Genomic DNA, 23,166 nt, shown 5'->3' with positions numbered 1-23,166 from the left:
CTCCCGTAGTCCGACGGCTACGACGGCGGCAGGCAGTCCTGCTCCGGGGGCTTGCCCGTCGGCCAGGCGATCTCGACGAAGCGGGCGTGCCGGTCGGGGGTCAGTTCCACGATCGGCACCGCCTTGTCGTACGGGTTGCCGTAGTTGTCCAGGCAGATCCAGCCGCTCGCGCCGTTCACCCGCCCCGACGAGCCCTTGATGAGCGTCCACTCGTCGCCCACGTCGGCGAGTGTCGGCGCGCTCTGGCCGCGGGGCGTGGCCTCGCGGATGCCCTCGACGGTGAGCCGCATCGCGTCGTACGCGATGATCAGCTGGCCGTCCTCCAGGTCGATCTCACCGATCGGCGACGGGCTGTCGCTCTGCGCGGTCGTGTTGGCCTGGGCGGCGCTCAGCAGTTCGTTCAGCTCCCGGGCGTCCGCCGCCGAACCCCCGGTCTTCGGCGGGTTCCTGAGCCAGGCCTCCGGATGGGCGAGGGCGCTGTAACGCACCGAGATGCCGTGCTTGAGAGCCTGGGGATCGAGCTTCTTGTCGCCGGTGAGGTACGAGGCGTCGTCCCCGGTGAGCACCGTGAACTCCCTGTGCTGGCAGCCTCGTTCGCCGAGCGCGTTGATGAACTGGCGCAACTGGGTGTGCCGTCCGGCGAACAGGATGGTGTTCACGGCGGGCGCGGTGTCGCACACCAGCTCCCTGATCTGCCGGAAGTCGTTGGCGGTGGTGCCCTCCTTGGTGCGGTCGGCGAGCGGGGTGAAGGGCCACGGCTGGTAGCGCGAACCCGTCAGCAGCTTCTCGAACGACGCCTGCAGCGTGAGCGTGTACGGGTCGCCCGGATCGTCGTACACCAGCACCGCCTTGTCGGCCGCCACCTTGGCGAAGGAGGCCAGCGCGCGGGCCTCGTCGGTGTTGGTCGGGGCGGTGCGGGCCAGCCCCGGGAAGGGTTTGAGGCCCGCGGGGTTGCCCTGTTGGCCGTTGGCGAGGCTGTCGGCCGTGATGGACGTGCCGACGACGGGGATACCGCGCCTCGTCAGCTCCTTCACGGCACGGGTGTTCTCCTCCGTGCTCAGCCCTATTCCGGTGACCGCGCGCAGCCGGTCCGAGGTCGTCGTCATCCTCTCCAGCTGGTTCACCGTGTGCTCCCAATGGGAGCCGGTACGCCCCGGGTTGGCCAGCACCAGCCGGATCAACGGACCCTCGCCGTTCGCGTCGTGGTTCACCTTCCACTGGGCGAGATACGCGCCCTGGAGCTCGTGCAGCACATCCCCGAGGTTGTCCTCGTCGGTCGCGGTGAACGGCTCGAACAGGGCGACGGTGACATAGCCGTCCTTGCTGTCCGTGAGGGAGTCGTTCTCTCGGTCGATCGCCCTGATCGTTTCGGCGAGCTGCTTCCGTCCGAAGGAGTAGTCGGTCGTCGAGACGCCCACGCACTCCTCGCTGCCCTCCGGCCGCACGACCCCCGGCGCGCAGGAACGGTCGTCGTGCGTGAGCGACCTGACCGCGAACCCGGTCCCGGCCACCAGCGCGGCCGTGACCAGCAGCGCCAGATAGCGGCGCAGCGGGATCGCCCACACCCCCTCGCGCAGCCACGCCCCGACGCCCCTGAACCCCGTGCGAGCCATCACGCGCCTCCGTCGTTGCGGTCGTCGGCGTCCTCGCCGCCAGGGGTGCGCAGCGGGCGGCCGGCCAGCGCGTCCTCCGGCCACTCCTGCGAGGCCTGCCACAGCAGCGCGTTGCTGGCGCGCGGGTCGTCGGACAGCTGCACCAGCTCGTAGCGCAGCCGGTCGCACAGTCTCCGGTCGGGCAGCACCAGCGGATCGGTCAGCTGCCAGACGGCGTGCAGGAGCCGGCGTACCCGCAGGTGCAGTACGGCGTCCACGTCGTCCGGCGGCCGTTGCTCGGCGTCGGTGTGGCCGAAGGCGATCCGGGCGCGCTGGTGGTCGCCGCCGACGAAGTCGTGGCCCTCGGCGTCGTGGGCGTGGAAGTAGGGCGCGGACGCGATGAACAGGAGCGTGTCGAGCCAGGTGCGGGTGTCGAGCGTGTGGAAGGTGTCGCGCAGACACGCGACCGCCGGTCCGGTGTCGCCGAGGGCGAGTTCGTGGTGGAGGCGGTAGCGGGCCTTCGACGGCTCGGGTCCCTCGTAGTGCTGGATGAGGGTCTCGTGGACGTCCCGCCACTTGCCGTGGTCGGCGTGCCGGTGGTGCAGGCGCAGCAGGAGCAGGGTGCGGACGAAGGCGTCACCGACGAACTGCCCGGGTACGTCGGGCAGTCCCTCCGCCACGAGCCGGGTCTCCAGCGCGCGGATGCTCGACGGGCCGAAGTCGTCCGGGAGCTGGGCGGCGGCGAGCACGCAGGCCGAGTCGTGGTCGTGGGCGGCGGCCAGCACGGTCAGCTCGTCGAGCCGGTCGGCGGGGACGAGCCGGTCGAGGAGTTCGCGGTAGGCGGGGTGGCTCTCGCGGTCCTCGTGCAGGGCGAGTTCGGCGGTGAGCAGGGCGCCGAAGGGTGCGGTGGGCGGGAGTTGCGGCAGGTTCTGACGCGCCGATTCGGCGAGCAGTGCGATGCCCAGCGGGTTTCCGCAGGTCAACCGGTGCGTAGCGGGCGGGAGTTCGGCCGGCACGGTCACCGCCGTGCACACCGCGTCGACGATGTGCAGCGTGTCGTCGGAGGAGAGCGGCGGCAGCGACACCAGCAGGGCCCGGGAGGAGACCGTGTCGCCCGGTGTCCAGCGGGTGCGCTGGGTGGTCTCGCGCAGGTCCCGGCGTACCGCGTTGCGCAGCGGGGAGTGGCCGCTGCTGCCGCGCACGGCGGCGATGAACGCGACCTGGTCGGCGATGCCCTCGGCCCGGTCGCGCAGCACCTGCTCGATCAGTTCGCGGCCCGGCGAGCCCTGCGCGTTGTCGACCAGCACGAGCGGGCGGCCAAGGCGCTGCAGATGTGCGCGCATCCCGGCGTAGGCGTCGGTGAGGTCGGCGAGCAGGGCGCGGACGAGATAGCGCTCGGCGTGCTCGCGGGAGGTGCCGCCGGCCCTGAAGTGGTCGGAGAGGAGCCGCAGGCCGAGTTCGGCGCGGTCGCCGGCGTTCGGATACGTCCGGTACCAGGTGGACGCCCGGCGCTGCCGCGTGCCCGCGGAACGTTCCGTCATCGACTCCAGGGTCGCTTCGATGACCGTCGCCACCAGCGGGTCGTCGCTGATCGCCGCCGCGACCGCCTTGGCGGCGACCCGGCCCGCCCAGCGCGCGGCGAAGCCGTTGAACCACGAGGCGCTCTCGTTGAGGAGCAGCATCCGCTGGACCTCCCACCGGATGCGCTCGGTGTCGGCGTTGCTCCAGCCGCCGGCGGCCACCGCGATCAGGCCCGACATCAGCCGCGGGAAGGCGATCCGGCGGGCTCCGGTGACCGGTTCGGCGAGCTGCTCGGCGATCACCAGGAGCGCCTGCGCGATCGGCGACCAGGCCTGCGCCGGGCGCGACTCCGGCGGCGACGAAGATCCGGTGAACTGCGGGTCCTCGCAGTCGATCAGCGCGATCGGGGTGTGCCCCTGGTAGGCGGCGCGCAGTTCCCCGAGGACCGCGCTCTTGCCGAGGCCGCGCCCGCCGGTGAGCACCACGAACGGCAGCTCGCGGGAATGTTCGAGGGGCGCGGCGATGTGGTGGTGCGGCCGCAGTCCGATGAGCCGGGGCGCGAGCCCCGGCGGTTCGGTGTCGAAGAGAGCCCCGCGTCCGTGCAGCCGTCTGAGCACCGCATCCCTCCCCCTGGGTCCAGCGCGGTCCAGTCTGCTGTGCAGCACTGCAACACCAGTGTAGGAAGAGGGAGTTGGATCGGGCCAGATCGAGAGATGTCCGTTGAGTTACGAAATTATCGGTCCGATGCTCAACTTTCCATGGCCCCGGTCGAGGGTGATCAGTCGACGGTGATCGAGTCCAGCTGGCCCCGCAGATAGACGTGCGAGTCGATGGCCTCGTACGCGACCCGGCCCACCGGCGCGGGTACCGACTCGACGATCGTGCCCGGGGTGCACTCGCCGAAGTAGACGAGGGACATCAGTTCCTCGGCGGGCGCGTCGGCCGGCGGCGGCAGCACCCGGTGCCGGCCCGAACGCCACCGGTCGCCGGTCCAACGGGCCATCAGATCACCGATGTTGATGGTGAACGCCTCGGGATCGAAGGGCGCGTCCTCCCAGCCACCCTCGTCCGTGTGGACCTGCAACCCGCCCTTCCCGGCCTGCCGGTCGAGGATGGTGACGGTCCCGAAGTCGGTGTGGGGCCCGATCCGGAACTGGCCGGGCTCCGGCTCGCCGACGACCTCGATCCCCGGATACCAGTTGATGTTGAAGCCGTACGTCGGATGGTCCATGTGCCGGGAGAAGAAGTCCGGTTCGAGCCCGAGAGCGTCCCCGAGGAGGGTGAGCAGCTCCTCCTCCAGCTGGCCCATCCGGTCGAGGTACTCCTCGCACAGCGCCCGCAGTCCGGGCGCCTCGGCGGGCCACACGTTGGGCGCGTACCACTCGGCGTTGACGACCGGGTCGTCGAACGGCTCGTGCGTGGCGAAGGACAGCGACTCCTTGAGGTCCGGAGGGGTCTCGGTCCCCTCCGAGTACCCGTTGGCCTCGGCGCCGGGCCCGAGCCATCCCCTTCCGCCGACCTTCACCGCGTACCGCTCCTTCACCTCGGCGGGCAGCGCGAAGAAGGCACGGGCAGCCTCTCGGACACCTGCACGCAGGGCGGGGTCGACGCCGTGCCCGGTGACGAGCAGGAAACCGGCGCTCTGGAGGGCCTCGTCGACGGTACGGGCGATGGCGGCGCGGGCGTCCGCGTCGCCGGACAGCCACGGCCGCAGGTCGACGGTGGGGATACGGGGTGCGGCGGGGGTCTGCGCCGGCGTGGGGCTACTCACCGATGTCCTCGTTCCACAGTGCGGGATTGTTGATGACGAAGTCGCGCATCATGCCGACGCACTCGGGATCGTCGAGCAGCACGATCTCGACGCCGTGCCCGGCGAGCCAGTCGTGGCCGCCGTGAAAGGTGACGGCCTCTCCCACGACCACCCGCGAGATGCCGAACTGCCGGACCAGCCCGGAGCAGTACCAGCAGGGGGAGAGCGTGGTGACCATGGTCGTCCCACGGTACGAGCGCTGCCGTCCCGCGTTCCGGAACGCGGCCGTCTCCGCGTGCATGGAGGGGTCGCCGTCCTGGACGCGCCGGTTGTGCCCACGCCCGAGGAGCGTGCCGTCGGCGCCGTAGAGCGCGGCGCCGATCGGGATACCGCCCTCGGTGAGCCCGGCGCGGGCTTCCTCGACGGCGACGGAGAGCCATGCGCGTGCCTGTACCTGTGCCTGACCCACGTCATCCACGTCATCCACGTGATCCATGGGTCCACTCTGCCGGAGTTCGGTCTGCCGCCGCTCAGCAGCCGGGCGGGGGCCGGTCCTGCGGCCCGTCAGCCGGCTCCGCCGCGCTGTCTTCCCTCAGCGCCCGCTCGGCCACGGTCGGGTCGGTCGAGTCCGAGATCAGCTCGGCGACGCGCAGGGCGCACTCCCATTTCCAGGTCATGCCCTTGATCACCACCAGGTAGGACTCCCGGTCGGCGAAGCGGTACACGTGGCGCCACCGCTCGCGGATATTCCCCGTCGGCAGATACGTGTGGAGGACAGCACGGAGTTCCTCCAGCGCCTGGTCCTTCGTTTCCCGCCCATGGCAGATGAACTCGGTCGTGTACGAGTCACCGACCTGGTACTGCACGATCACGGCCCAGTTGCCCATGCTCACTCCCCCTCGGCGCCGCTGCCAGTCAGCCACAGCCCGGCCGCCGGGACAAGAGCGGCGGGAGCGGCGGGACGTACGGGAAAATGTCTCAAGACCCGGCCGTGTCCCGGCCAGAATGCCTCTGTGAACCATGTCCACGTCCTGTGCGGGCTCGCCGCCAACACCGCCCTGCCGTCCGAACTGGTCGACCGGCTGATCGAGGTCGCGGTCGCGGACGTCGACTTCGTGGACGACCTCGCCGACCGCGCGGACCTCAGCCGGGCGCAGGCGCTCGCGTTGTACGCCCGCGTCCCGGAGACCGGCGTACCGCTGGGGCGAGATGGCCGGCTGAACGCGGCCGACGTCGATCCCGCGGCCGACCCGGAGACCGCTCTCGTACTGCTCGACGAGGGGCTCGGAGACCCGGGGTGGGCCCGTCTTTTTCCCGGGGCGCTGCTGGAGGACCTCACCCGCCACCGGCCGCCGGTGAAGAAGGCGTTCCGGGAGATCGCCCGGCACCGCAACGCGACACCGCGGGCACTGCTCGCCTGCCTGACGGACGACGAGGCGAGATCCATAGCCGCCGGTCACCCGGCCCTCCCGCCCCCGGCCGTCGTGGAGTTGCTCGACGACGACAACCGGCAGGTGGTGGAGGCGGCGGCCGGCAATCCGTCACTGCCGCGTGCGGTGATGCTGAAGCTGGTGCCCTAGCTGTTCTCGGCGTGCTAGACCCGCTCGGTGTACTTCTCGGCGTACTCGATGTACTCCGCCAGCCGCCCCGCCCCCGCCAGCATCGCCCGGGTACGCCCCGCCAGTGCCTCCCCGCGTGCCGCGACCGCCGCTCGCAGGGCCTCCGTGCCGCCCTCCCGGCGCAGTTCCTCCAGTACCGGACGGATCTGGTCCAGGAGGTAGTGGCTGCGACGGAGGGTCTGGATCAGGCGGGCGTCTCGGACGTCGTCGGGGCCGAACTGCCGGTAGCGCGTGCCTCGTTCGCGGGCCGGGGTGAGCAGCCCCGCCGCCTCCCACACCCGCAGCGCGGACGTCCGTACGCCGAGCAGCGCGGCCACCTCGCCGATGCGCAGGCCGGCCGTACGGGGCGTCGCCGCCGGGGCCCGCCGGGTGGCCAGCGCCTCCAGGGCCTCGCGCGTCGCCCGCAGTGCCGTCCGCTGCTCGTGCAGCCCGGCGTGCGCCGCGTCGACGAGCGCGAGGGCGCCCGGCAGGTCCCCCTCGTGCAGGGTGCGCATGACGGCGGTCGCCGCCAGTGGCCCGTACCCGGGCTGCAGGGCCCGGTACGTCAGCAGCGCACGGCGGTGTACGTCCCCGAAGACGCGGTATCCCGACTCCGTCCGCGCCGCCGGGGGCAGGACGCCCGCGTCCTCGTAGTTGCGGATCTGCTGCGTCGACAGGCCCGACAGCCGGGCGAGGTCGACGGGCCGCAGCCGTACCTCATGGTTCGTCACGGATTTGAAGTTTAGGGGAATCACGGGCCGTGCTTTACAGCTCAAAGTCTCAACAGGAACTTCAATGAAAAACTTGAAGGCATGGATGAAGGCATGAATGGAAGCACGGTTGACCGAACTCCCGTGATGCACATCAAGGGCGCCCGTCTCCACAACCTCACGAACATCTCGCTCACCATCCCGAAGCAGAAACTCGTCGTCATGACCGGTCTCTCCGGCTCCGGCAAGTCCACGCTCGCCCTCGACACCCTCCACCGCGAGAGCCACCGGCAGTACATGGAGTCGTGGGGCGTGGCGACCGCCGGTGTCAGCCGGCCCTCCGTCGACTCGATCACCGGTCTGTCGCCGTCCGTCAGCGTCGACCAGCGTCCGGCCGGGCGCGGCCCGCGCTCGACGGTCGGCACGGCGACCGAGGTCTTCACCTATCTGCGGCTGCTGTGGTCCCGGATCGGCGTACGCCCGTGCCCCGCCTGCGGGGAGGAGATCCCGCCGTCGTACGCCCACGACCCGGAGGGCGACGAGGAGGCGGAGGCGGGTGTGGAGGGCGAGTCCGCGGCCTGCCCGCACTGCTCCGCCCCCGTACCCCAACTCGTCATGGGCTCCTTCTCCTTCAACAAGCCCGCCGGCGCCTGCCCTTCCTGCACCGGACTCGGCGAGGTGATCAGGGTGGACGTACGGACCCTGGTGGACGAGGAGTCGAGCGTCGCCGCAGGTGCGGTGCGCGGCTGGCCCAGGCAGCTCGTCGAGCGGAACCTGCCCCTGCTGCGAGCCGCGGCCCGCCACTACGACCTCACCTTCGACACCGACGTTCCGGTGGCTGAACTGGCGGCAGAATCAAGGGACTTGCTCCTGTACGGAGTCGAGTCGCCCGAGTTCGTGCGCCATCTCCCCGCCGGTGCGACCGAGCCCCCGGCCACCGTCGCCGGGGGCCGTTTCGAGGGCGTCGTCACCGCGTTCATGCGGCGCTACGCCGACCGCGTCGACGACACCGACTACCGGCAGAAGGCCGAGCGCTCGATGGTGAAGGAGGCCTGCGGGGCGTGCGCGGGGACAAGGCTGCGCGGCGAGAGCCGGGCCGTCACCGTGCACGGCCTCGGCATCACCGACGCGGCCCGGCTGCCGCTCGACGAACTCGCGGACTGGATAGCGGAGTTGCGGGCGTTCTCCACCGGGGACGAGTGGCGGTTCGCCGAACCGGTCGTCGCCGACCTGGAGGAGCGGGTACGCCGGCTCGTCGACACCGGGGTGGGCTATCTGACCCTCGGCCAGTCGAGCATCAGCCTCTCCGCGGGCGAGTCCCAGCGGCTCCGTCTGGCCGCACTGCTCGGCTCCGGCCTCACCGGCATGCTGTACGTCCTCGACGAGCCGACCACCGGCCTGCACGCCGCCGACACCGCGCGCCTGCTCGACGTACTCCAACGCCTCGTCGACGCGGGGCACTCGGTCGTGACGATCGAGCACAACCTCGACGTCATGCGCGCCTCCAACTGGATCGTCGACCTCGGTCCTGAGGGCGGCGCCGGGGGAGGGCTCGTGGTGGCGGAGGGGACGCCGGAGCAGGTCGCGGAGACGCGGCGGGTGGGGCCGGTTCCCGTACGGGTGGGTTTCTGCGGGCAGCCGTACGGGCGATGAGCTGATCGCCTGGCTGATCACTGTTTCCCGGGCGTCGGCGCTTGGTAGGAGTCGTTCATGCGCCGCCCGCCATACGAGCGTGCGGTCGAAGGGGGAGGCAGGCATGACGGGAAGTGACTTCGGCGCCCAAGACCGCCGGTTGGGCGGGGAGTTCTTCACACCCGGGAGTTCGTCGTTCACGGACTTCGTGGCAGCTCACCGACCGGAACTGCTGCACAGGGACGACCAGTTCCTTCCGGCGGGCGTACGCCCCGACCCGAACCAGTTCCCGCACGGGACAACGGTGTTGGCGCTGACCTACCGCGACGGCGTGCTGCTCGCCGGTGACCGCAGGGCCACCATGGGCAATCTGATCGCCCAGCGGGACCTGGAGAAGGTGCATCCCGCAGACGACCACACGGCCGTCGCCTTCGCGGGCAGCGTCGGGATGGCGCTGGACATGGTGAAGCTCTTCCAGGTGGAGCTGACGCACTTCGAGAAGGTCGAAGGCACGCCGATGTCGCTGCGGGCGAAGGCGAACCGTCTCTCCGGCATGATCCGCCAGAACCTGGGCCAGGCGATGCAGGGCCTGGCCGTGGTGCCGTTGCTCGCCGGGTACGAGACGGCGGAGAGCGCGGCGGGTGGTGGCGGTGATGGTGCTGGCCGCGGGCGGATCTTCGGATACGACGTGGTCGGCGGGACGTACGAGAAGTTCGGCTTCCACGCTGAGGGCTCCGGATCGCCTTACGCCCGGGGCGCGTTGAAGAAGCTGTACCGCGAGGACATGTCCCGCCGCGAGGCAGCCCTCGCCGCACTCCAGGCGCTGTACGACGCGGCCGACGACGACTCGGCGACGGGCGGGCCTGACCTCGGCCGCCGTATCTTCCCGATCGTCTCGGTGATCACGGAGGACGGCTTCGAGCGCTTCCCGGACCAGGAGGCGGCAGACCTGAGCCACGAGATGGTGGCGGCGCGGCGCAACCGCCCGGACGGGCCGATCGCCTTGCCGTAGGCATTGGCAGACGATGTCGGTCGTCCTCTTCTATTAGATTTCTATTCGGTGATGTCGGGATTCGCGGTCAGGATGTTCTCGGTGGTCTGCCAGAGCCGGGGCAGGAACAGGGTGACCTCTTCGGCCCGGCGGAGAAGGTCATTGTTCCAGTTCGCCGCTGCCGACGGGAGGCGGCAACCGTGTCGAAACGGGCGCAGCCCGCCGTATCCTGACCGCACACGGGAAGGAGCCGTCCATGAGCGTCGACGCGATCGTGCACTTCGAGTTCCCCAAGGGGTACGCGGTCCTGTTCGGGGCCGACGGAAAGGTGATCATGACCCCGCAGAGCGAAGAGCGTTCCAGCACCATCAAGTCGATGCAGATCGACACCGCTCACGCCCTCGGCCGTCACGCGAAGGTCACCTCCGACGTCTGTATCGACTTCCCCGCCGACGAGAACTCCGCTCCCGACCTGGCCATCCTGCGCGAAGACGCTCGGAAGGAAGGCAAGCGCTACAGCTTCGAGGACGTCCTGCTGATCTCCGAGGTCGTCTCGACCTCCTCCGCGCGCAAGGACTACGACGACTGCACCGCGAAGTACGGTCGCTACGGGAGCCCCATCTACCTGGTTGTGGACCCCTACGCCCAGGAGGTCGTCCTCCACACCCAGCCGACCGCCACCGGCTACATCGCGGCCCACACCCACAAGTACGGCACGGGCAAGCTCCCCATCCCCCTGGCCGACGGCCGCATCCTCACTCTCGACCTCGACGAACTCCCGCGCCCGGAGCCCGAGGACGACGCCCGCTGACGGAGGTCACATTCCGCGACCTCTAGGGCGTCGCGTGTTACTTACGGTGACGTCCTGGCGGTCAAGAGTAACTCGACCGGCTCACGCCGTCGGCTCCAGTACGGAGTAGTCGGCGAAGCAGCGGCGGTACCGCGTGTGACGGGTCTCCTGCGTGTGCAGCCGCTGCCACTCCTCGACCTCGGCCGGGTCCGGGTGCCGACCCGACGCGGCCCCGCAGTCGTTCTCGTCGCCCGAGACGCAGCAGGCCTCGTACTCGGGCTCGGCGGAACCGTCCTGGACGATGGAGTACGGCACGTACCGGAAGATCCGGCGCCGAGTCGGGGTGCCCTCCCCGTACCCGGGATGCGACTGCCGCTGATGGCGCCGGAGCAGCACGTCGGCATCGGTCTCCCGGCTGCCGTCGCCCTCGTGACGGGCCAGGTGCCGGAGCACGGCCAGTTCGTCGCAGGTGGCGCAGCCGGGTACGGGGGTGGGTGGGGTCGGGTAACTCGTCGCGGTCAACAGGTCGCTGACCGAACGCCGGTTGACCTCCCGCACACTCGCGCTCAGCCGCTCGTCCCTGGTCGCCGTCGGCCACTCGACCCGCTGTTCCTCTGCCATGCTCACTCCGTACGCGCGTCATTACTCTGGGTGTATCGAGCGTGGCTGAGGGGAACGGTCCGTATCAACGCCTGGGGCGTGTGAATGGGGCATTGGCACATGAGGGGGAAGCGTGGCACGACGGAACGCCGAGGACGGTTCCGGGACCGGCGTCAGCAACGCCGCCCTGTTCGGCGAGGTGTTGCGGCACTTCCGCGAGGCCGCGCTCCTCACCCAGGCGGCACTGGCACAGCAGATCCCGTGCGACCGGTCGCATGTGGCGAAGGTGGAGACGGGGACGAGCGTCCCGCAGGACACGTTCGCGAAGGCGTGTGACGAGCTGCTGGGCACGGGTGGGGTGTTGCTGCGGTTGTGGAAGAAGGTGGACTGGTATCCGGAGGTGCAGCATCCGGACTGGTTTGCGCGTAGGGCGCGGATGGATGCGGAGGCGGTGGCGCTGCGGGAGTACCAGGAGCAGGTCATCCCCGGCTTGTTGCAGGTGCCGGGCTATGCGCACGCCCTGTTCTCCCAGATTGCGACCGGCAGCGAGGTGGAGGAACGTGTCCGGGCCCGGTTGAGCCGCCAGCCGCGCTTCCTGGCGGACGACGGCCCGTTGTACGTCGCGGTCCTGGACGAGAGCTGTCTGCGCAACGCGGTGGGCAACCCGGATGTCATGCGCGACCAGTGCGCGCATCTGGTGAGCGTCGGGCAGCGCCCCAACATCCGTATCCAGGTGGTCCCAACAGGCCTCTTCGGGCTTGTCCCGCCGAAGAGTTCCATGTCCCTGATCGATCTCCCCGACGAGCGGTGGGTGTACTCGGAGTCGCTGAGCCAGGGGCACTTCAGCAACGATCCAGCAGACTATGCGCGACACAGCCAGACCTATGATGTGCTCAGGGCTGACATCCCGTCGGCCCGTGAATCCGCCGCCCTGATCAGCGACGTGATGGAGGGCTACGAGCATCATGCACAGGCACGAACTCGACACCGCGACCTGGATCAAGAGCAGCTACAGCGGCAACGACGGCGGCAACTGCATCGAAGTGGCCCCCGGATTCCCCGGCGTCGTCCCGGTACGTGACAGCAAGGACTCGTACGACGGCCCCGTGATCGTCGTAACCCGTACCGCCTGGGCGGAGTTCGTCGCGGGCGCGTCTCGCTAGCGTGCGCAGCCGCCGGTCGCCGGGCAGGAACGTGGACGACGGCCCAGCGGGGCGTGCGGCAGCGGGAGGGGTGGGCCCCCGCCGGCGCTGAAGCGCGGGCGCGCGGTCTGCAAGGGTCCGCTGCTCGCCGTCGCCGCCGCGCGCCGACGTATTCGATCGGCATCCCCACGCGCACGGCCTCGGCGGGCCCACCCTGTACCTTTCCGGCTCCGCACCGTCCACTGGCATCTCCTTCGCATTCGGCTCGCAGGGGCATTCGCGGCACTCGTGGTGCTTGCCTTCACCTGTTCTTGGGCGGAGCCGCGAAAAGCGTTACGGGGTGCCCGCCAGAGGTACGGACCCGCCCCGTTCAGCTCCTCGAACAAACCTGTGGACGACCTCTCCCGCAACTCTGGAACCCCGCGTTCCGATGCGCCCGATCCGGATTCCGGTTGGCGCGCTCCGCGAGTTCCGCCCGGGTCGATAAAGCGTTCGAAGGCGCCTCAATCGCCGCTGTCGTACTTCGGCCGATTCCTGTCCATTGATGCCGCATATTCGTCAATTTCTTGCGTGCTCCTGGTCACTATTGGTTGATCCTAGAAGCACGCTGGGCATCTTGATCATCATGACCACGGAGACGCGCACACCCCACCCAGCCCTCGATCAAGAGGCCATCACGAGCCTCCTCTTCCGTGACGGTCCGGACGGAAACGAGGTCCACGGCCGCTGGCGCAAGGCTGTCTCGAAGGAACTGTTCCGGTATCGGCCCGGACTGGGAACGCAGCAACGATGGCAGCTCGCGTACGAGCGGCTACGAGCCCTGAACGACGAAGTCCCGTCGCCCGAACACCTCGCCAACGACCCGCGCGGACTGGCGGCGTTGCATGAGTGGACCTGCCCCGTGGACGGTGCCACGGTCACCGTGGCCGGGATCCACTACAACCTCTTCCTCGGCAGCGTCGTCGACGACCAGGTGTCCCCGTCCCGCGAGTTGACGGACTTCACCACCATGACCCGCATCGGGACGTTCCTGTGCACCGAACGCGCGCACGGGAACGACGTACCGGCGCTGGAGACCGTCGCCCGGTACGACAGGGAGCGCGACGAGTTCGACCTGCACACCCCGCACCCCGGGGCGCAGAAGTACATGCCCAACACCAGCTCCGCGGGCGGCCCCAAGACCGCGGTGGTCGCGGCCCGGCTGATCGTCGACGACAAGAACCTGGGCGCCTTCCTCTTCCTCACCCCGCTGAGCGACGAGTTCGGCACCCTGCCCGGTATCACCGTCACCCTGCTGCCGGAGCGCGTCGGCACCTCGATCGACCACTGCGCCACGAACTTCGACCACGTACGGCTGCCCCGCACCGCCCTCCTCCAGGGCGCCCACGGTCAACTCCTGCCCGACGGAAGCCTCGTCAGCTCCGTCGGCAGTCCGCGCAAGCGGTTCCTGCACGCCATCAGCCGGGTCACCGCCGGGAAGCTGTGCATGAGCGCGAGTGGGCTCGGGGTGGCCCGTACGGCACTCGCCGTCGCCGTCCGGTACTCCTACACCCGGCACATATCCGGGCCGGTCGCCGGGCAGCGCGTCCCGCTCGCCGCCCACCGCAGCCACTGCAGCCGCCTCCTCGCCCTCACTGCCACCGCCTACGCCATGACCTTCCTGCACCGGGCGGCCACCGAACGCTGGGTCACCCACGAGCCCGAGGAACGCGCGGACGCCGAGCGGATGGTCGCCGTCACCAAGGCGTGGATCACCTGGCAGGCCCGCGAGATCGCGGCCGAGAGCCGGGAGCGGTGCGGCGCCCGGGGGCTGTTCCCCGTGAACGGGCTCGCCGACATGGCCGCCAACATGGACGGCGGCATCACCGCCGAGGGTGACAACCTCGCGATCTGCTGCAAGGCCGGCGCCGAGATGATCTTCGGGCACGACCTGGCCGAGGAGCCCGTCCGGCCCACCGGCGACGAGCCGTTGACCGACCCGGGGCTGCTGCGCCGTGCCCTCACCACCGCCGAGCGCTACTGGCACCTCGCCGCCCGTCGCGACCTGCGGGGCGGAGACGGCGGCGACGCCCTCGGCCGTTGGAACAACGCTTCCGACGCCGCCCTGAGCCTCGTGGAGGTGTTCACGGTGGGCCAGGCCGCCGACGCTTTACTCGCGGCCTGCGCCCGCGTCTCCGACCCGCTCACGCGCGCTGTCCTGGAGGACCTGAGCGCGCTCTTCCTCCTCCGTCAGGTCAGCGCCCGCGGCGGCCTGCTGCTGGCCGAACAGGCTCTCACCGCCGAGCAGATGCGCGCGCTCCCGGAGACCCTGCACACGCTCACGACCCGGCTCGCCCCGCATCTCGGCACCCTGACGCAGGCCTTCGACGTTCCGGAGGAACACCTGTCGTCGCTGCCGATGCTGAGCGGCGTCTGACCTGTTTCCCGCCATGAACCGTCACGGGCACTTCTTGGCCTGAAAATGACGTGCGCATGACGTCAATCTGATGTACCTGGACCACTTGACGCACCTGACGTACCCGATAGGCGCCGGGCGTATGGGGGATGTACGCCCGGGCCATCCACGAGTCGCTCGCGAGGCGGTCAGCCGGCCCGCCGCAACACGCACGGGGATGTGGCGGGAGCAGTCGTCGGGCGAGGCAAGTGACCGGTCGGCCCTACTCCTTGGGGTCCTCGCCGCTCTCCCGGCGCTTCAGCTCCTCCTCGCGGCGGCGCAGGTCGGCCTCCCGGTCCCGCGGACGGGCGTCGTCGTCCTTGCTCGCGTCCTGCTCGTCCGGGGCGTTCTTGTCGCCCTTCTCAGCCTTCTCAGCCTTCTCAGCCTTCTCACCCTTCTCGGCTGTCTCGTCCTTCCGGTCCTTCCCGCCCTTCTCGTCCTTGAGGGACTTCAGGAACTCCGGGTTGTCGTCCGGGGCGACCCAGCGGCCGCCCGAACCCGAAGCGCCGCCCATTCGCCGGGAGGTGGCACGGTCGCGGCCGATGATCAGCCAGGAGATGGAGCCCACCAGCGGGAACAGAAGGATGAGGATGGCCCACACGGGCTTGGGCATGAAGCGGACGTCCTTCTCCTGCGTGGTGACGCAGTCGATGAACGCGTAGATGCTCAGTGCGAGAGGCACCAGGATCATCAGCACCCGGAGCATGTATCGGTCCCCTTGAGTAGCTGTCCGGGCGCACTGACGGTCGCGTCCGGCCCCCGCTGACGGGTCCAGGGTAGTGCGTAACGGATACTGGAACGCATGGCTTACGACGATCTTCGCTCCCTGCTCAGGGCGCTGGAGCGCGAGGGCGACCTCAAGCGCATCAAGGCAGAGGTGGATCCGTACCTGGAGATCGGGGAGATCGTCGACCGCGTGCAGAAGGCAGGCGGGCCCGCGCTGCTCTTCGAGAACGTGCGCGGGTCGGCGATGCCCCTGGCGATGAACGTGTTCGGTACCGACCGGCGGCTGCTCAAGTCGCTGGGCCTGAAGTCGTACGCGGACATCAGCGACAGGATCAGCGGGCTGCTGAAGCCCGAGCTGCCGCAGGGGTTCGTGGGCGTGCGCGAGGCCTTCGGCAAGCTCGGCGCGATGACGCACGTACCGCCGAAGAAGGTGAAGTCGGACAACGCGCCCGTACAGGAGGTCGTCCTCAGGGGCGACGAGGTGGACCTCGACCTTCTCCCGGCCCTCTTCACCTGGCCCCAGGACGGCGGCTCCTTCTTCAACCTGGGCCTGACGCACACCAAGGACCCGGAGTCCGGCGTACGCAACCTCGGCCTCTACCGCCTCCAGCGGCACGACAAGCGCACGATCGGTATGCACTGGCAGATCCACAAGGACAGCCGGAACCACTACCAGGTCGCCGCCCGCAAGGGTGAGCGGCTGCCGGTCGCCATCGCGTTCGGCTGCCCGCCCGCCGTCACCTACGCCTCCACGGCCCCGCTCCCCGGTGACATCGACGAATACCTGTTCGCCGGGTTCATCGCGGGAAAGCGGATCGAGATGGTCGACTGCAAGACGGTGCCGCTGCAGGTGCCGGCGCAGGCGGAGGTGGTGCTGGAGGGCTGGCTGGAGCCGGGCGAGATGCTGCCCGAGGGCCCCTTCGGTGACCACACGGGCTTCTACACCCCGCAGGAGCCGTTCCCGGCGCTCACGATCGACTGCGTGACGATGCGGCGCCGTCCGCTGCTCCAGTCGATCGTCGTGGGCAGGCCGCCGACGGAGGACGGCCCGCTGGGCCGGGCCACGGAACGCTTCTTCCTGCCCCTGCTGAAGATCATCGTTCCGGACATCGTGGACTACCACCTCCCCGAGGCGGGCGGCTTCCACAACTGCGCGATCGTCGCGATCGACAAGAAGTACCCCAAGCACGCGCAGAAGGTGATGCACGCGGTCTGGGGCGCCCACATGATGTCCCTGACCAAGCTGATCGTGGTCGTCGACTCGGACTGTGACGTCCACGACCTGCACGAGGTCGCCTGGCGGGCCCTCGGCAACACGGACTACGCCCGTGACCTGACGGTGGCCGAAGGCCCCGTCGACCACCTCGACCACGCCTCCTACCAGCAGTTCTGGGGCGGCAAGGCGGGCATCGACGCGACCCGGAAGTGGCCCGAGGAGGGGTACACGCGGGACGGCGGCTGGCCGGAGATGGTGGTGTCGGACCCGGACACGGCGGCGAAGGTCGACAGACGCTGGAAGGAATACGGCCTGTGAGTTCCGCATCGGCATCCGCCGCACTGCCCCAGCCGGGCCGCACCAAGGCGTTCCTGCGCCTCGTCATGATCGAACACTCGGTCTTCGCGCTGCCCTTCGCCTACATCGCGGCGCTGACGGCCATGTTCCAGGTGGACAGGAACATCCACTGGGTGCGGCTGCTCCTGGTCACGATCTGCATGGTCGGCCTGCGCACCTTCGCCATGGCGGTCAACCGGATCATCGACCGCGAGATCGACGCCCGGAACCCGCGCACGGCCCACCGTGAACTGGTCACGGGCGCGATGTCGGTGAAGCACGCCTGGACGGGCGCCCTGATCGCCGTGGCAGTCTTCCTCGGCTCGGCGGCCCTGCTGAACCCCCTGTGCCTCGCCCTCGCACCCGTCGCGGTGATCCCGATGGTGCTCTACCCCTACGGCAAACGGTTCACGAACTTCCCCCAGGCCATCCTTGGCCTCGCCCAGGCCATGGGCCCGGTCGGCGGCTGGCTGGCGATCACGGGCGAGTGGTCCTGGGACGCGGTGATCCTTGGGCTGGCGGTCGGCATCTGGATCGGCGGCTTCGACCTCATCTACGCCTGCCAGGACGTCGACACCGACCGCGAGACCGGCGTGCTGTCGGTGCCCGCGCGCTTCGGCATCCCGGCGGCGGTATGGAGCGCGCGGGTCTGTCACGCGGTGACCACGGGCCTGTTCGTCTGGTACGCGCTGGTCACGGACGCGGGAGCGTTCTTCTGGCTGGGGCTGCTGATCGTGGCGGGGGCGTTCGTGTACGAGCACCGGATCGTGCGCCCGCATGATCTGTCGCGGCTCAACCGGGCGTTCTTCAGCGTCAACGGGTTCATCGGGATCGCTCTTTTCGGGTGCGCGCTGCTCGATCTGCTCGTCCGTGGGCTCACGGTCTGACCCGGTCGAGCGCTGCGGAGCACGGCCGCTGATCCCCGGGACCAGCGGCCGGACAGCCAGCACTGCCGGCACCTCCTGCAACACCTCCTGCGACGTCTCCTGACGATGTCCTCTACGACGTCAGCCCGCCCGGACGCACCCGCCGCCGCACCACGAACGCCGCCCCCACCCCCGATATCAGCCCGGCCAGGTGGCCCTGCCAGCTGATGCCCGTCTGGGTCGGGGCCAGTCCCGTCAGGATCGACATGCCCCAGACGGCGGCCACGAGCACGCCCACCAGGATGCCCAGCGGGCGGCGTTCCACGAAGCCCGTCACGATCAGGTAGCCGAAGAGGCCGAAGATCAGCCCGGAGGCGCCCGCCGTGTTGCTGTGCGCGGGGGCGATGAGCCAGACGCCCAGCCCGTCGGCGACGATGATCAGCGCGCAGATCGCGGCGAACCGGCGCAGGCCGCCCAGGGCCGCGAGGAAGCCGAGGACCAGCAGCGGGACACTGTTGGCGGCCACATGGGCGAAGCCGAAGTGGATGAAGGCGGCGGGGACGACATCGACCAGCTCGGAGGCTGTGCGGGGCGTGATGCCGAGGCCGTCCAGCGCGTGGCCGCTCACCGCGTCGACGATCTCCAGCAGCCACAGCAGCGCCACCCAGCCGAGCATCAGTCTGGCGGCGGCCCTCGCGCGGTCGCCGCCGGACATGCCTCCGCCGGACAGCTCGCCGCCACTCGTCAAACGGTCACCCCGGGACAGACCGGAGCCCGAACCGGCCCGGCCCGCTCCTCCCGCATTCCACTTGTCCCACACGGCAGACCCCCGCCTCGCCATCACGGACGAACCAACTCGTCCCTTCCAGGGAACGTCCGGGCGCCCTCCCCCGGTTCCCGACCCTCGATGCCGGATAAGCTCGGTGTCGTGAACCCACTCAAGCCAGGAGAGACGCCGCGTGCGCCTTGGATCGTGGGGGTGTCAGGCGCCTCCGGCACGCCATACGCCGCCGCCGTGCTGCGCGGACTCCTCGACGCGGGCGAGAGCGTCGACCTCGTCGTGTCCCGGACCTCCCGGCTGACGCTGCTCGACGAGACGGGGATCTCCTTCCGGGACGCCCACTGGCAGGACGACCTGCGTGAATGGCTGGCGCGGGGGGCGGACGGAAAGCCGGACGTCCACGCGGCCGACGTGGCCCGGGTGCGGTACTGGAGCGCCGGGGACCTGGCGGCGGGGCCCTCGTCGGGTTCGTACCCCGCCAAGGGCATGCTGATCGTGCCCGCCTCGACGGCCTGCGTGGCCGGTGTCGCGCTCGGGCTGTCGAAGGACCTGTTGCAGCGGGCGGCGAGTGTGACGCTCAAGGAACGCCGGAAACTGGTCGTCGCCGTGCGCGAGACCCCGTTGAACGGGCAGACCCTCCGTCACCTGGTGACCCTGGACGACGCCGGCGCGAGCGTCGTACCGGCTTCGCCCGCCTTCTACGCCGGTGCCACCCACATCCAGGATCTCGTGGACTTCGTCGCCGGGCGCGTGCTCGACGCGGCGGGCGTCCCGCACGGGCTGTACCGCCGCTGGGAGGGCGAACTCGGCGGCGGGGCCGGGGCGTCCCGTACATCCCGTACTGATAACGGCTGAGCTGGCGTACGTATCAGTTACCGGCAGTACCGCTCATCACTTCTGGAACGTCAGTACCTTCAGCAACTTCAGGATTCTTCATCGGAAGGCTCGATCGCATGGACGCCGTGGACAGGCAGCTCATCCAGGCCCTGAGGGAGAACGGCCGGGCCTCCTACGCCGAGCTGGGGCGCCTCGTCGGTCTGTCGGGACCAAGTGTCACCGACCGCATCAACCGGCTGGAGGCGGCCGGGGTCATCACCGGGTACCGGGCCACCGTCGACTCCGCCTCGCTCGGCCTCGGGGTCATCGCGCTGATCGGCATCTCGCTGTCCGACGCGGCCGACCACGAGGACGTGGCGCGCCGCCTGCGGGACCTCGGTGAGATCGAGGACTGCTGGTTCATCGCGGGCGACGACTCGTTCATGCTCAAGGTGCGGGCGAGCGACGTCGACGGACTGGAGAGGACCATCCGGCGGCTCAGCGGGACCGTGGGCGTCTCCAGGACCCGTACGACCGTCGTGCTCTCCACGAAGTGGGAGAACAGGGTCGGAGACCTGCCCGAAGAGGTCTAGCCGTACGGTGGGGCATGTTGTCGGAGAAAGGTGTGGGCATGGACGTCGGGCTCAAGCGCGAGCTGGAGGAGAAGGTCCGGGCCGGTGAGCGGCTGACCCGCGAGGACGGCATCGCGCTCTACGAGTCGGACGACCTGGCCTGGCTCGGTGGACTGGCGCACGAGGTGCGGACCCGCAAGAACGGTGACGTCGTCCACTTCAACGTCAACCGGCACCTCAACATGACCAACGTGTGCACCGCCTCCTGCGCCTACTGCTCGTTCCAGCGCAAGCCGGGCGAGAAGGACGCGTACACGATGCGCATCGAGGAGGCGGTCAAGCTCGCCAAGGCGATGGAGGGCGAGAACCTCACCGAGCTGCACATCGTCAACGGCCTGCACCCGAGCCTGCCGTGGCGGTACTACCCGCGCTCCCTGCGGGAGCTGAAGGCCGCCCTGCCTGACGTGTCGCTGAAGGCGTTCACGGCGACGGAGATCCACCACTTCGAGACGATCAGCGGTCTGTCGGCGTCCGAGATCCTCGACGAGCTCATCGACGCGGGACTGGAGTCGCTGACCGGCGGCGGCGCCGAGATCTTCGACTGGGAGGTCCGCCAGCACATCGTGGACCACCGGACGCACTGGGAGGACTGGTCGCGCATCCACCGCCTCGCGCACGAGAAGGGTCTGAAGACCCCGTGCACGATGCTGTACGGCCACATCGAGGAGCCGCGGCACCGGGTCGATCACGTACTGCGGCTGCGTGAGCTGCAGGACGAGACGAACGGCTTCCAGGTCTTCATCCCGCTTCGCTACCAGCACGACTTCGTCGACATGCAGGACGGCAAGGTACGGAACAGGCTCCAGGCCCGTACCCAGATGGCCACCGGCGCGGAGGCACTCAAGACCTTCGCGGTGTCGAGGTTGTTGTTCGACAACGTCCCGCACGTCAAGGTCTTCTGGGTCATGCACGGCGTCCAGACCGCCCAGCTCGCCCTGCAGCACGGCGCCGACGACATGGACGGCTCGGTCGTCGAGTACAAGATCACCCACGATGCCGACAACTACGGCACCCCCAACAAGCTCACCCGCGAGGACCTGCTCGACCTGATCCGGGACGCCGGGTTCCGGCCGGTGGAGCGCAACACGCGGTACGAGATCATCCGGGAGTACGACGGTCCGGACCAGGCGCGTCGTGAGTCGCCGCAGCCGATGCGGGTGTGAGTTCCGCGTTCGGCGATGGGTTCGGCAAGGGCTTTGGTAATGGCTATTCTTCTGTGGTGAGCCTTACCTTCACCCTCGATCCCGTCGTCGACTCCGCCCTCCGCGACGGCATCCTCGGCCTCTGGACCGACGTCACCAACGCCGGCGGCGCAGTCGGCTTCGTGCCGCCCGTCACGCAGGACGACATACGGCCCGAGCTGGTGAAACAGTTCGCGGGGCTCGCGGAGGGCGCCGTGCGGCTGCTCGTGGGACACGACGAGGAGGGGCGGGTCGCCGCGACCGCGTTCCTCACTTTCAACGACCACCACCTGCGGACACACTGGCTGTGGCTCTACACGGTGATGGTGCACCCGAGGCACCAGGGCAAGGGGTACGGACGGGAGCTGATGGCGGCCGTCGCCGAAGCCGCCCGCGGGCTCGACGGCATCGAGGCGATACGGCTCGGCTGCCGGGGCGGCCTGGGCCTGGAGCGCTTCTACGGCTCCTGCGGCTACAAGGAGGTCGGCCGCGTGCCCGGCGCCATAAGGGTCGGCCTGGGGGACGACCGCGACGACGTCACGATGCTGCTGCCGCTCCACTGAGTGCCCCTCCCCGTACCCCCCTGCAAGATCGTGACCTGGGCGTGTTTCACTGGATGACGCCCGTTTTTGGCAACGTCCGGACCGGAAGAAGAGTGGATTGAGATGCTCCGCTACACGCTGATGCGCCTCGGGATCTTGGTGGGCTGCCTGCTGGTCGTCTGGGGCCTCGTCTACTCCGGTATCGCTCCGCGCGGCCTGGGCAGTTCCAACGGCATGTGGGTCATCCTGCTCTCCCTCGTGATCTCCGCCCCGATCAGTTTCGTGGTGCTCCGCAAGGAGCGGGACCGGGCGTCGATCCAGATCGTCGAGAAGGTGGACCGCGTCAAGGCCAACCTGGACGCGAACCGCAGCCAGGAGGACGAGGCGGTCGACGAGGCGGCCCGCGCCCACGAGGGCCAGGCCCAGGCCGAGGGCCGGACCCAAGCCGATGGTCAGGCCCAAGCCGAGGGTCAGGCCCGGCCCCAGGCTCAGACCCAGGGCCAGCCCTCCTGACCTGACAGCAAACCGGACCGCACAACTACCCTTGCCTCTATGGGCGCTGTGAAGAACAAACGGATGCCGCGTGCCGTCCGTGAGCAGCAGATGCTGGACGCTGCCGTACGGACTTTCGGGCAGCGCGGGTACATGGCCGCGTCGATGGACGAGATAGCCGAACTCGCGGGTGTCTCCAAGCCGTTGGTCTATCTGTACCTGAACTCGAAGGAAGACCTCTTCACCGCCTGTATCCGGCGCGAGGCCAGGACGCTCACCGCGGCGGTCCGCGCCGGCGTCGAACCGGCCCTGCCCGCCGACCGTCAGCTCTGGGACGGCCTGCGCGCGTTCTTCACCCACACCGCCCAGAACCCGGACGGCTGGTCGGTACTGCACCTCCAGGCCCGTACGCACGGCGAGCCGTTCGCGGCCGAGGTCGCCGAGATGCGCGAGGAACTCGTCGCGTTCGTCACCCAGTTGATCCTGATCGCCGCCCGCGAGGCCCACCGCGACCCCACGCTGCCCGAGCGAGAGGTCGCAGGCCTCGCCGAGGCCCTGGTAGGCGCCGCCGAGTCCCTCGCCGCCTGGGCCAACGCCACCCCCGGCGTCACCGCGAGACAGGCGGCGGCGACCCTGATGAACTTCGCGTGGGCGGGCCTGGACAGTTTGATGGCGGGCAGCCCCTGGTCACCCCCGGCGGAGGCGTCCGACTCCGTCGGCATCGAAAGCTGAGCGGGTCCGGCGAGGTTGGCGACGGTTCGGCAGCGGACTCTGCTGCGCAATTCCTCGGGGCCGCTGGACTGCACTCCGCGACCTGC

At 69.7% G+C, this 23,166-nt stretch carries 23 protein-coding genes and 1 pseudogene; 15 read left to right on the top strand and 9 right to left on the bottom strand.

The features are described from left to right. Window positions 1-17 precede the first annotated feature (17 nt). The 5 genes from RB628_RS26360 to RB628_RS26340 all read right to left on the bottom strand — a co-directional run bounded on the left by RB628_RS26360 (window position 18) and on the right by RB628_RS26340 (window position 5,750). On the bottom strand, window positions 18-1,613 hold the full coding sequence (locus RB628_RS26360) for a hypothetical protein (protein WP_318323000.1): 1,596 nt from the start codon (window positions 1,611-1,613) through the stop codon (window positions 18-20). Beyond that, window positions 1,613-3,730 (bottom strand): hypothetical protein, encoded by a 2,118-nt coding sequence (locus RB628_RS26355; protein ID WP_318322999.1) that lies wholly within the window; start codon window positions 3,728-3,730, stop codon window positions 1,613-1,615. The genes RB628_RS26360 and RB628_RS26355 overlap by 1 nt, the downstream gene beginning before the upstream one ends. 161 nt (window positions 3,731-3,891) lie before the next feature. Then, window positions 3,892-4,884, bottom strand: a complete 993-nt coding sequence (locus RB628_RS26350) for an isopenicillin N synthase family dioxygenase (protein ID WP_318322998.1) — start codon at window positions 4,882-4,884, stop codon at window positions 3,892-3,894. After that, window positions 4,877-5,359 carry a nucleoside deaminase gene (locus RB628_RS26345; protein ID WP_318322997.1) on the bottom strand — a complete coding sequence of 161 codons (483 nt, stop codon included), beginning with the start codon at window positions 5,357-5,359 and terminating at the stop codon, window positions 4,877-4,879. Before RB628_RS26345 ends, RB628_RS26350 begins: the two co-directional genes overlap by 8 nt. Window positions 5,360-5,393: 34 nt before the next feature. Beyond that, window positions 5,394-5,750, bottom strand: coding sequence for a hypothetical protein (locus RB628_RS26340; protein WP_318322996.1), 357 nt, complete (start codon window positions 5,748-5,750; stop codon window positions 5,394-5,396). Window positions 5,751-6,176: 426 nt separating this feature from the next. Here RB628_RS26340 and RB628_RS42700 point away from each other — a divergent pair. Further along, window positions 6,177-6,443, top strand: a pseudogene (locus RB628_RS42700) (hypothetical protein); the annotation flags it as partial. Window positions 6,444-6,457: 14 nt separating this feature from the next. On the opposite strand, the gene RB628_RS26330 reads toward RB628_RS42700, so the two are convergent. Continuing rightward, entirely contained in the window at window positions 6,458-7,192 is a 735-nt protein-coding gene (locus tag RB628_RS26330; RefSeq protein WP_318322994.1) for a MerR family transcriptional regulator, read from the bottom strand. A gap of 93 nt (window positions 7,193-7,285) precedes the next feature. Between RB628_RS26330 and RB628_RS26325 the strand changes: the two genes are divergently transcribed. The 3 genes from RB628_RS26325 to RB628_RS26315 all read left to right on the top strand — a co-directional run bounded on the left by RB628_RS26325 (window position 7,286) and on the right by RB628_RS26315 (window position 10,605). Beyond that, window positions 7,286-8,824, top strand: coding sequence for a hypothetical protein (locus RB628_RS26325; RefSeq protein WP_318322993.1), 1,539 nt, complete (start codon window positions 7,286-7,288; stop codon window positions 8,822-8,824). 103 nt (window positions 8,825-8,927) lie between these two features. Then, on the top strand, window positions 8,928-9,815 hold the full coding sequence (gene prcB, locus RB628_RS26320) for a proteasome subunit beta (protein WP_318322992.1): 888 nt from the start codon (window positions 8,928-8,930) through the stop codon (window positions 9,813-9,815). Window positions 9,816-10,050: 235 nt separating this feature from the next. Beyond that, on the top strand, window positions 10,051-10,605 hold the full coding sequence (locus tag RB628_RS26315; RefSeq protein ID WP_318322991.1) for a Uma2 family endonuclease: 555 nt from the start codon (window positions 10,051-10,053) through the stop codon (window positions 10,603-10,605). Window positions 10,606-10,686: 81 nt separating this feature from the next. Here RB628_RS26315 and RB628_RS26310 read toward each other — a convergent pair whose 3' ends face one another. Then, a complete protein-coding gene (locus RB628_RS26310) occupies window positions 10,687-11,205 on the bottom strand; it encodes a hypothetical protein (RefSeq protein WP_318322990.1) in 519 nt (172 codons plus the stop codon). 112 nt (window positions 11,206-11,317) lie between these two features. Between RB628_RS26310 and RB628_RS26305 the strand changes: the two genes are divergently transcribed. From RB628_RS26305 to RB628_RS26295, 3 genes are all read left to right on the top strand, one after another. Further along, a complete protein-coding gene (locus tag RB628_RS26305; protein ID WP_318322989.1) occupies window positions 11,318-12,265 on the top strand; it encodes a DUF5753 domain-containing protein in 948 nt (315 codons plus the stop codon). Further along, window positions 12,228-12,347, top strand: a complete 120-nt coding sequence (locus RB628_RS26300) for a DUF397 domain-containing protein (protein ID WP_318322988.1) — start codon at window positions 12,228-12,230, stop codon at window positions 12,345-12,347. Before RB628_RS26305 ends, RB628_RS26300 begins: the two co-directional genes overlap by 38 nt. 604 nt (window positions 12,348-12,951) lie before the next feature. Next, entirely contained in the window at window positions 12,952-14,742 is a 1,791-nt protein-coding gene (locus RB628_RS26295) for an acyl-CoA dehydrogenase (protein ID WP_318322987.1), read from the top strand. A gap of 241 nt (window positions 14,743-14,983) precedes the next feature. Here the strand turns inward: RB628_RS26295 and RB628_RS26290 are convergent, their stop codons facing one another. Beyond that, a complete protein-coding gene (locus RB628_RS26290) occupies window positions 14,984-15,466 on the bottom strand; it encodes a PLD nuclease N-terminal domain-containing protein (protein WP_318322986.1) in 483 nt (160 codons plus the stop codon). A gap of 96 nt (window positions 15,467-15,562) precedes the next feature. Here RB628_RS26290 and RB628_RS26285 point away from each other — a divergent pair, with 96 nt between their 5' ends. Together RB628_RS26285 and mqnP are read left to right on the top strand one after the other, a co-directional pair. Next, complete coding sequence (locus tag RB628_RS26285; protein ID WP_318322985.1) at window positions 15,563-17,020, top strand: menaquinone biosynthesis decarboxylase; 1,458 nt, start codon at window positions 15,563-15,565, stop codon at window positions 17,018-17,020. After that, entirely contained in the window at window positions 17,017-17,925 is a 909-nt protein-coding gene (gene mqnP / locus RB628_RS26280) for a menaquinone biosynthesis prenyltransferase MqnP (RefSeq protein WP_318322984.1), read from the top strand. Before RB628_RS26285 ends, mqnP begins: the two co-directional genes overlap by 4 nt. A 112-nt stretch (window positions 17,926-18,037) precedes the next feature. Here mqnP and RB628_RS26275 read toward each other — a convergent pair whose 3' ends face one another. After that, window positions 18,038-18,619, bottom strand: coding sequence for a rhomboid family intramembrane serine protease (locus RB628_RS26275; RefSeq protein ID WP_318323010.1), 582 nt, complete (start codon window positions 18,617-18,619; stop codon window positions 18,038-18,040). 192 nt (window positions 18,620-18,811) lie between these two features. On the opposite strand from RB628_RS26275, the gene RB628_RS26270 reads away from it, so the two are divergent. From RB628_RS26270 to RB628_RS26245, 6 genes are all read left to right on the top strand, one after another. After that, window positions 18,812-19,540, top strand: coding sequence for a UbiX family flavin prenyltransferase (locus tag RB628_RS26270; RefSeq protein ID WP_412180723.1), 729 nt, complete (start codon window positions 18,812-18,814; stop codon window positions 19,538-19,540). Between the two features lie 98 nt (window positions 19,541-19,638). Next, complete coding sequence (locus RB628_RS26265) at window positions 19,639-20,094, top strand: Lrp/AsnC family transcriptional regulator (RefSeq protein WP_318322982.1); 456 nt, start codon at window positions 19,639-19,641, stop codon at window positions 20,092-20,094. Window positions 20,095-20,132: 38 nt separating this feature from the next. Next, the gene (gene mqnE / locus RB628_RS26260) at window positions 20,133-21,296 is read left to right on the top strand and encodes an aminofutalosine synthase MqnE (RefSeq protein ID WP_318322981.1); all 1,164 of its coding nucleotides are present in this window, start codon (window positions 20,133-20,135) and stop codon (window positions 21,294-21,296) included. A gap of 56 nt (window positions 21,297-21,352) precedes the next feature. Continuing rightward, window positions 21,353-21,877, top strand: coding sequence for a GNAT family N-acetyltransferase (locus RB628_RS26255; RefSeq protein ID WP_318322980.1), 525 nt, complete (start codon window positions 21,353-21,355; stop codon window positions 21,875-21,877). Window positions 21,878-21,979: 102 nt separating this feature from the next. Next, window positions 21,980-22,369, top strand: a complete 390-nt coding sequence (locus RB628_RS26250) for a DUF4229 domain-containing protein (RefSeq protein ID WP_318322979.1) — start codon at window positions 21,980-21,982, stop codon at window positions 22,367-22,369. A 39-nt stretch (window positions 22,370-22,408) separates the two neighbouring features. Continuing rightward, window positions 22,409-23,080, top strand: a complete 672-nt coding sequence (locus RB628_RS26245; protein WP_318322978.1) for a TetR/AcrR family transcriptional regulator — start codon at window positions 22,409-22,411, stop codon at window positions 23,078-23,080. Window positions 23,081-23,166: the final 86 nt, after the last annotated feature.

Origin of the sequence: Streptomyces sp. ADMS (assembly GCF_033441795.1) — a bacterium.
Classification (GTDB): Bacteria; Actinomycetota; Actinomycetes; order Streptomycetales; family Streptomycetaceae; genus Streptomyces.
This window is presented reverse-complemented; position numbering and strand designations above follow the sequence as displayed.